This window comes from Pseudomonas sp. SDO5522_S412 (genome assembly GCF_054071215.1).
In genome coordinates, this window is record NZ_JBSVWQ010000246.1 from 1 (window position 1) to 8,289 (window position 8,289).

General features: G+C 61.8%; 8 protein-coding genes. 2 read left to right on the forward strand and 6 right to left on the reverse strand.

Annotated features, from left to right (window positions below):
* Positions 1-72: 72 nt before the first annotated feature.
* The 6 genes from ACW9I6_RS28255 to ACW9I6_RS28280 are packed head-to-tail and all read right to left on the reverse strand — an operon-like array spanning position 73 to position 6,252.
* Positions 73-1,587: an ABC transporter substrate-binding protein gene (locus ACW9I6_RS28255; protein WP_008437683.1), complete on the reverse strand. Its 1,515-nt coding sequence runs from the start codon at positions 1,585-1,587 to the stop codon at positions 73-75.
* Between the two features lie 51 nt (positions 1,588-1,638).
* A complete protein-coding gene (locus ACW9I6_RS28260) occupies positions 1,639-2,610 on the reverse strand; it encodes an ABC transporter ATP-binding protein (protein WP_177036274.1) in 972 nt (323 codons plus the stop codon).
* A complete protein-coding gene (locus ACW9I6_RS28265) occupies positions 2,607-3,563 on the reverse strand; it encodes an ABC transporter ATP-binding protein (RefSeq protein ID WP_457340082.1) in 957 nt (318 codons plus the stop codon). The genes ACW9I6_RS28260 and ACW9I6_RS28265 overlap by 4 nt, the downstream gene beginning before the upstream one ends.
* Positions 3,560-4,417, reverse strand: coding sequence for an ABC transporter permease (locus ACW9I6_RS28270; RefSeq protein ID WP_003218837.1), 858 nt, complete (start codon positions 4,415-4,417; stop codon positions 3,560-3,562). Before ACW9I6_RS28270 ends, ACW9I6_RS28265 begins: the two co-directional genes overlap by 4 nt.
* On the reverse strand, positions 4,414-5,361 hold the full coding sequence (locus tag ACW9I6_RS28275; RefSeq protein WP_003218838.1) for an ABC transporter permease: 948 nt from the start codon (positions 5,359-5,361) through the stop codon (positions 4,414-4,416). Before ACW9I6_RS28275 ends, ACW9I6_RS28270 begins: the two co-directional genes overlap by 4 nt.
* A 3-nt stretch (positions 5,362-5,364) precedes the next feature.
* A complete protein-coding gene (locus ACW9I6_RS28280) occupies positions 5,365-6,252 on the reverse strand; it encodes a proline iminopeptidase-family hydrolase (protein ID WP_008437674.1) in 888 nt (295 codons plus the stop codon).
* 182 nt (positions 6,253-6,434) lie between these two features.
* On the opposite strand from ACW9I6_RS28280, the gene ACW9I6_RS28285 reads away from it, so the two are divergent.
* Together ACW9I6_RS28285 and ACW9I6_RS28290 are read left to right on the forward strand one after the other, a co-directional pair.
* Positions 6,435-7,199: a LuxR family transcriptional regulator gene (locus tag ACW9I6_RS28285; RefSeq protein WP_008437673.1), complete on the forward strand. Its 765-nt coding sequence runs from the start codon at positions 6,435-6,437 to the stop codon at positions 7,197-7,199.
* 94 nt (positions 7,200-7,293) lie between these two features.
* Positions 7,294-8,226, forward strand: a complete 933-nt coding sequence (locus ACW9I6_RS28290) for a proline iminopeptidase-family hydrolase (protein ID WP_457340083.1) — start codon at positions 7,294-7,296, stop codon at positions 8,224-8,226.
* Positions 8,227-8,289: the final 63 nt, after the last annotated feature.

The following is an 8,289-nucleotide window of genomic DNA, read 5'->3' on the forward strand; positions in this document are numbered from 1 at the left end:
GAGATATCGACTGATCCACCGCATTCGCGAGCAAGCCCGCTCCCACATTTGTATTGCGGTGATCTCTAGAACTTAGTTCTTCACCACTTCCTCAAGCGTGAAGCGCCCCAACGGGTTTTGCAGGAAGTTGCTGACGTTCTTGCGTGAGATGTTGATGTACGGGCTGTAGTACAAGTCGATCCAGTTCACATCCTGTTTCGCCATTTTCTGCAGGTCGACGTACATCTGCTCACGCTTGACCGGGTCCGCCTCGATCCGCGCCGCGGCCACCAGGTCCTTGACCTTGTCGTTCTTGTAGCGAGTCATGTAGTTCTGGTTGGTGTCGTGGCCCAGCACGAAGGTGGTCTTCTGGTCCGGGTCGAGGATGTCGTTGGTCCAGTACATCACCGAAATATCGTAATCGCCGTCCACCAGCATCTGCCAGCTTTGGGTCGGGTCGACCTTTTGCAGGTTGGCCGTCACACCGACCTTGGCCAGTTGATCCTTGATCATCACCGCAATCTGCTCGTCGGCTTCGTTGCCGGCGTTGACCACGTAGTTGAGCTTCAAATCCTGAGCGCCGGCAGCCGCCAGCAGCTTCTTGGCTTCGGTCGGGTCATACGGGCGTTGCAGGTTGTTGGCGTAGTGGTACAACGAGCCTTTTGGGATGTAGGAATAGGCCACGGTGCCCTGGCCGAAGGTGGCGGTTTTCACCAGCGATTGTTTATCGATGGCCATGTCCAGCGCCTGGCGCACTTCCGGCTTGGCCAGCAGGCCGTGGGCGTGGTTGATCAACAGGTGATCTTCACGGGTGGACGGATCGGAGTGCACCACCACGTTCTTGTCTTTTTTCAGCTCTTCAACCCGGGAAAACGGGACGAAGATCGCCGTGTCCAGCTCGTTGTTCTGCACCATGCGCATGCGGGTGTTGTCGTCGGTGACGGAGACCCATTCCACACCATCCAGGCTGACGTTGCTGGCCTGCCAGAAGTTCGGGTTCTTCTTCAGGATCACCCGATCGCCCTTGCGCCACTCGTCCACGGTAAACGCGCCGGAGGTCACCGGGTTTTCCGAGTAGGCGTCTTCGCCCATCTTGGTCATGGCTTTTTCCGACAGGATCGACACCGTCGGCGAAGCCAGTTGCGAGAGGAAGGCCACCGCCGGGGTTTTCAAGGTCACGACCAGCGTCTGCGGATCAGCTGCCTTGGCGGTGTTGATCAGGCTGAACGGGTCGCTCCACAGCGAGGCCTTGTTGTCGCGGATGCGCAACAGGCTGAAGGCAGCGTCGTCGGCGGTGATCGGCGAGCCATCCGAGAACTTCGCGGCCCGCAGCTTGAAGGTGTACGTCAGGCCGTCCTTGGAAATGTCCCAGCTTTCTGCCAGCCCCGGTTCCATCTTGGTGCCCAGGTTGTCCACGCGCACCAGGGTGTCGTAGACGTTGGCGAACACCCAGGTATCGCGGTTCTGCGCGCTTTTGATCGGGTCAAACGTGGTGCTGTCTTCGCGGCAGCCGATGGTCAGCACACCTGCGGCGTGGGCAATACCGGCGGTCAGCGACCAGGCGGTGAGTGTGGCGGCGGCGAGCAACTTCAAGTGACGGGATTGCATGTCATAACTCCTTGTCTATAACGGCGGTTGTTCATGATCGGCAGGAAGGGTTCAAAGCAAAGGTTCTTCAAGCACGCAACTGTACCGATGCGTTTGCACAACGTGAGTCGGCGGCAATACCTCGGCACACACGGCTCGTGCATGTCGGCAACGCGGGTGAAAGGCGCAACCATTAGGCAGCTTCAGCGGGCTCGGCGGCTCGCCCGGCAACGGTTCGCTGGGCAGCGGGCGGTACGGATCAATCTCCGGGATCGCCTGGATCAACGCCGCCGTGTAGGGGTGACGGGGCGTGGTGAACACTGCCTCCACCGGGCCTTCCTCGACGATTTTCCCCAGGTACATCACCGCCACCCGATCACACAGGCGGCGGACGATGGCCAGGTCGTGGGCGATAAACAGGATCGCCAGGTTCATGCGCTGTTGCAGTTCCAGCAGCAGGTTGATGATCTGGCCCTGGATCGACACATCCAGGGCAGCCACGCATTCGTCGGCGATGATCAGCCGCGGCTCCACCGCCAGCGCCCGGGCAATGCCGACGCGCTGGCACTGGCCGCCGCTCAGGGAGCCAGGCTTGCGGCTGGCAAGCTCGGGGCGCAGGCCTACCAGATCGAGTAATTCGTCGACCCGGCGTGGGATGTTTTCTGGCGCCACCTTGCGCTGCACCCGCAGGACTTCGGCAATGGTTTCGCCGATGGTCAGCCGCGGGTTCAGGGCCGCGTAGGGATCCTGGAAGATCATCGCCGTCTCGTGCCGCAAACGGGCGATATCGACCGGCCCGGCGTGGGCCATGTCGATGCCGTCAAACACCACCTGCCCGGCGCTGATGGGGTTGAGGTGCAGGATCGCCCTCCCCAATGTGCTTTTGCCGCTGCCGGACTCGCCCACCAAACCCAGTGTTTCACCGGCGGCCAGGGTCAACGACACCCCGTTGACCGCCCTCACCCACTGTTTATTCAGGCCGAACAGGCCGCTGCCGGCGGCGGCAAAACGCACCTCAAGGTCATTCACCTGCAACAACGTCATGGGCGAACTCCCAGGGGATAGTGACAGGCCACCCGCGCGCCTTCCGGCAGCAGCTCGGTGCACAAGGTGCCGACTTGCGGGCAGCGCGGGTTGAACCGGCAGCCCTTGGGCAATGCGTCGAGCAATGGCGGTTGGCCGGCGATGGTGCGCAACAGGGCGTGGCCGCTGCTGGTGGCGGGCTGGCACTCGATCAGGCCGGCGGTGTAAGGGTGTTGCGGGTGTGCCAGCAGCTCGTATTTGCTGCCGTGTTCGCACAGGCGCCCGGCGTACATTACGGCGATGGAGTCGCAGGTTTGCGCCACCACGCCCAGGTCGTGAGTGATCATGATGATCGACAGGCCACGCTGGTCCCGCAGGTCCAGCAACAGCCGCAGAATCTGGGCTTGCACGGTCACGTCGAGGGCGGTGGTCGGTTCGTCGGCAATCAGCACCTTGGGATTGCAGCCAAGGGCCACCGCGATCATTGCCCGCTGGCGCATGCCGCCGGAAAACTCGTGGGGGTAATTGTCGATCCGCGCCTGGGGATCGGGAATGCCGACCTGGCGCAGCACTTCGATAGCCTGCAAGCGCGCCTCCTTTTTCGACGCGCCCTGGTGCAGTCGGATGCCTTCGGCGATCTGCTCGCCGATGCGCATCAACGGGTCGAGGTGGCTACTGGGGTTCTGGAAAATCATCCCAAGTTGCCCACCGCGTACCGCGCGCATGCCGGCGTCATCCAGCTGCAGAAGGTCCTGGCCCGCCAGGCGCACCGAACCGCCCTGCACCCGCAGGCTCGGGGACGGCAGCAAGCGCATCAGCCCGCGACAGGCCATGGTCTTGCCCGAACCGCTTTCGCCCACCAGGCCGAGGATTTCACCTTCGGCCAGGTCGAACGACACCCGGTCCACCAACGTTACGTCGCGCCCGGTGTTATTGGCGATGACGCTCAGGTCCTGCACCTGCAACAGGCTCATGAGCGATCCCCCAGCACTTGCGCCACACCATCGGCCAGCAGGCTGAAGCCCATGGCCAGGGTCACGATGGCCAGGCCCGGGAAGGTGCAAATCCACCAGGCGGTAGTGATGAACGCCTGGCCTTCGGCAACCATGGTGCCCCACTCGGCGGTCGGCGGTTGTACGCCCAGGCCGAGGTAGCTGACCGCTGCGCCGTTGAGCAGCACCAGCACTGCGTCAGACATCGAGAACACAATCGAACCGAACATCGCGTTGGGCAACAAATGCCGGAACAGAATGCGCCCATGGCCAAAGCCCAGGCTTTTGGCGGCCAGGGCGAAGTCGCTTTCCTTGAGCACCAGGATCTGCGAGCGGATCAGCCGCGCGTAGGACACCCAGCCCACCAGCGCCATGGCGATGTAAAAGCTTTTCAAACCCGGGCCGAGAATGGCCATGATCGCCAGCATCAGCACCAGGAAAGGGAACGCGAGGATCACGTCGATCACCCGCATGCAGAAGCTGTCGAAACGCCCGCCGATGTAGCCAGACACCGCACCGACAAAGGTGCCGATCAGGAACGGAAAGATCACCCCGACCACCGCCAGTTGCAGGTCGATGCGTGCGCCCCAGATCACCCTCGAAAGGATGTCTCGCCCGTAGTTGTCCGTGCCAAATGGATGGGCCTGGCTGGGACCCAGCAAACTGATGTCGGTATTTTGCGCAATCGGGTCAAAGGGTGCGATCCAGGGGGCGAACACGGCCAGCGCCAGCCATGTCAGCAGAATCAACAGACCCCATGCCGCCGTCAGCCGGCCATTGCGAAAACCGAAGCGCAGGCGCAGGCGCCACGGGGCGATCAATGGGCGGCTGCTCATTGCATCTTCACTCGCGGGTCCAGCGTGACCGTCACCACATCGGCAACAAAGTTGACCAGCACGGTGGCACAGGCCAGCACCATCGCCACGCCCTGCACCACCATGTAGTCGCGGGTGAAGATGCCGCGCACCAGCAATTGGCCGATGCCGGGAATCGCAAACAGGCTTTCGATCACCACCGTGCCGCTGATCAGCCAGCCAATGTTCACCGCCAGCAGGTTCACCGCCGGCACCAGGGAATTGGGCAGCACATGACGACGAAACACCGCCGCCTCCGACAACCCGCGCGCCCGGGCGGCGGTAACGTGGTCAGCCTGCAACTCCATCAACATGCTCGCCCGCAGGTTGCGCACCAGCACCGCCGACAGCGCCAGGGCGATGGTCAGGCACGGCAGAACCATGTGGTGCGCCTTGTCCAGCCAGGTGCGCCCATACCCGGAGACCGGGAACAGGCCCCATTGCACGCTGAGCAACAGGATCAGCATCAAGCCCAGCCAGAACGCCGGCATGCCCAGGCCCACCGTAGTGAACAGCCGGATCAGGTTATCCGCCCAGCCACCTTTATTACGCGCGGCCACGGTGGCCAGCGGCACGGCGATCAACAGCGCCAGCAGCACACTGCCGAGCACCAGGAACAGGGTCGGCTCGATGCGGGTGACGATCAGTTTCAGCGCGTCGACCTTGTACAGCAGTGACTGGCCGAGGTCGCCCTTGAGCAGGTTTTTCAGGAAGTAGAAATATTGCAGCCACAGCGGCTGGTCGAGGCCGTACTGGGCGCGGATCTTCAGCAACGCGTCCGGGGTGCTGCGCGAACCCAGCAGGGCCCGCGCCGGGTCGCCGGGAATCGAGCGCACCAGCACAAAGGTGATCAGGCTGATGCCAAACAGCACCGGCAGCAATTGCAGCGGCCGGGACAGCACAAAACGGTAACGCGCCAGGTTCATCCGTCAGCCTCGATGACGAGCGAGGAAGTCCAGCAGCACCGGGAAGTATGCCTGGGGCTCTTCGTAAAAAGGCATATGGCTGCTGTTGGGGAACACGTGCAGCTCGGCGTGCCGGGCCGCGCTTTTCATGCGCATGGCGCAGGCCGGGGTCAGTTCGTCGTGCTGGCCGGTGGTGATCAGTATCGGCATCTTGAACTCGGCCATCTCGGGGATGCGGTTCCAGTCCTTGAGGTTGCCGATGTAGAGAAATTCGTTGGGACCCTGCATGGTTTCGTAGGGGCCCATGTTCCAGTCGCCGAGGGAACGCTGGACCGGCGCCGGCCATTCGTCCAGGCGGCAGACGTGGCGGTAGTTGAGCAAGGTGATGGCGGCCTGGTACTGCGGGTGATCGAGGGTGCCCATGGCTTCATGGCGTTGCATCATCGCCACGGTTTCGCTGCCCAGGGCGCCGCGCAGGCGTTCCAGCTCGAGGGACAGGTGCGGAATGTCGCCGACGGTGTTTTCCAGGATCAGGCTTTTCAGCGCATCGGGGTAGTGAATGGCGTACTCGATGCCCAACCATCCGCCCCAGGAATGCCCCAGCAAGTGCACGCGGCCAAGGCCAAGGGCCTGGCGCACGGTTTCGACTTCTTCGACATAACGGCTGATTTCCCACAGCGAAACATCGGTCGGTCTGGCTGAAGCGCCCGTGCCAAGCTGGTCGAATGCAACCACTCGCAGGCCGTTGTCCTTGAGCCAGCCATGGGCGTCGCGCAAGTAGTCGCAAGGCAGCCCGGGGCCGCCATTGAGGCACAGCAACACTTCATCGCCTTCGCCAAAGCTATAGGCCACGAGGTTGTGGCCATCGACCTGCACGTTGTACCGCTGGTCGGGGGCAATTTCACGCCACATGCATACATTCCTTGTTGTGTGTCGGCCCTGTGGAGAGTGGCCGTTTAGAGGCCAACACTACCGAGGATGCCGCGTGTCCATAACCTGGTAATTCTTATAGGTTTGGTCTGGCAGTCCTTCGCCGGGGCGTGGCATTCTACTTGCAGCAAGACGAGATTCAAATGAAATCGGGAGCAGAACGGATGCTGGCCAGGCTAACTGCGTTTAATGACCGTCTCATCCCCGGCAGGAGCCTGGATGAACAGATGGACAACACCCTCGTATTGGCCCAGGACCTGGGTTTTGATGCGTTGGTCTACGACTACACCCCCGTGCCCATTGACCATAATGGTGCACTGATCACCCCTTCTGTGCTGCAACTGCGCAATACCCCGCCCGACTGGTACAACCTGTGGTGCAGTTCCGGCTTTTATCAGATCGATCCGGTGCAACACCTCGCACTGTCGACGGTTTCACCATTTGTGTGGTCCTACGAGGCCAAGGCCGATACCGCGCTGCAAAAAATCATCGACCCCTGCCACGCCCCGGTTTCCAGCTACTTGCACGACCGCCAGATGACCTGCGGCGTCAGCGTGCCGATCCATTTGCCCCGTGGCGGCTTCGCCTCGCTGACCGGCCTGCGCACCGGCAAGGCCAGCGCCGTGTTGCAGGACGCCCGCCAGACGCTGTCGGAATTCAGCCTGATTACCCACGCCTTGCAGGAAGCGGCCTACCCGCTTTTCAGCAAGGAACTGCGCTCCTACCCGCATATCCGCCTGACCAAGCGTGAGCGCGAATGCCTGAAATGGGCCGCCGACGGCCTGACCGCCGCCGAAATCGCCACGCAATTGAGCCGCTCCCTGGCAGTGGTTACCCTGCACCTGGCGTCGGCCATGCACAAACTGGGGGCCAAGAACCGGGTGCAAGCGGTGGTACGGGCCACTCATTACCGGCTGCTGGAAGACTGATCCGAAGGAAAAACCTAGCTGTTTTGCTAGTTACTTAAACTTTCTGTGCCGACTATCGTGTACCTGATCACTTTTTCTCAGGGCAGGGCACGAAATGGAATTCATCGAAACAATCCGCGAAGGCTATGCGGCCTTTCGCGACTACCAGACCTGGTATCGGGTAACCGGCGACCTGGACAGCGGCCTCACGCCGCTGGTCATCCTCCATGGTGGCCCGGGTTGTACCCATGATTATGTCGATGCCTACAAGGACGTAGCCGCCAGTGGCCACGCGGTCATTCACTACGACCAACTGGGCAACGGCCGCTCCACCCACCTGCCTGACAAAGACCCTTCATTCTGGACCGTCGGCTTGTTCCTCGAAGAACTGGACAACCTGCTGGACCATCTGCAGATCAGCAACAACTACGCGATCCTGGGTCAATCCTGGGGCGGCATGCTCGGCAGCGAACACGCCATCCTGCAACCCAAGGGCCTGCGTGCATTTATTCCGGCCAACTCGCCGACCTGCATGTGCACCTGGGTTGCCGAGGCCAACCGCCTGCGCAAGCTACTGCCTGAAGGCGTGCACGAGACCTTGCTCAAGCATGAACAGGCCGGCACCTACCAGGACCCTGAGTACCTGGCCGCCTCGCGGATTTTCTATGACCAGCACGTGTGCCGGGTCAATCCGTGGCCGGAAGAAGTCGCCCGCACATTCGCCCAGGTGGATTCGGACCCGACGGTGTATCACGCCATGAGCGGCCCGACGGAATTCCATGTAATTGGCAGCTTGAAAGACTGGAACGTGATCGGCCGGCTGTCGAAGGTCAATGTGCCGACCCTGGTGATTTCCGGTCGCCATGACGAGGCCACGCCGCTGGTGGTCAAGCCGTTCCTGGATGAGATTGCCGATGTGCGCTGGGCGCTGTTCGAAGACTCCAGCCACATGCCGCATGTTGAAGAGCGACAGGCGTGCATGGGGACGGTGGTGCAGTTTTTGGATGAGGCTTGTTCGGTGCCCCACAGAACGCTCAAGACTGGCTGAGATCAAAATGTGGGAGCGGGCTTGCTCGCGAAGGCGGTGGATCAGTCAGCATATTTAGCGACT

Excerpts from the sequence above, each read along its gene's own strand:
- ACW9I6_RS28255 (WP_008437683.1), bottom strand. The coding sequence starts at position 1,587 with ATGCAATCCCGTCACTTGAAGTTGCTCGCCGCCGCCACACTCACCGCC.
- ACW9I6_RS28260 (WP_177036274.1), bottom strand. The coding sequence starts at position 2,610 with ATGACGTTGTTGCAGGTGAATGACCTTGAGGTGCGTTTTGCCGCCGCC.
- ACW9I6_RS28265 (WP_457340082.1), bottom strand. The coding sequence starts at position 3,563 with ATGAGCCTGTTGCAGGTGCAGGACCTGAGCGTCATCGCCAATAACACC.
- ACW9I6_RS28270 (WP_003218837.1), bottom strand. The coding sequence starts at position 4,417 with ATGAGCAGCCGCCCATTGATCGCCCCGTGGCGCCTGCGCCTGCGCTTC.
- ACW9I6_RS28275 (WP_003218838.1), bottom strand. The coding sequence starts at position 5,361 with ATGAACCTGGCGCGTTACCGTTTTGTGCTGTCCCGGCCGCTGCAATTG.
- ACW9I6_RS28280 (WP_008437674.1), bottom strand. The coding sequence starts at position 6,252 with ATGTGGCGTGAAATTGCCCCCGACCAGCGGTACAACGTGCAGGTCGAT.
- ACW9I6_RS28285 (WP_008437673.1), top strand. The coding sequence starts at position 6,435 with ATGCTGGCCAGGCTAACTGCGTTTAATGACCGTCTCATCCCCGGCAGG.
- ACW9I6_RS28290 (WP_457340083.1), top strand. The coding sequence starts at position 7,294 with ATGGAATTCATCGAAACAATCCGCGAAGGCTATGCGGCCTTTCGCGAC.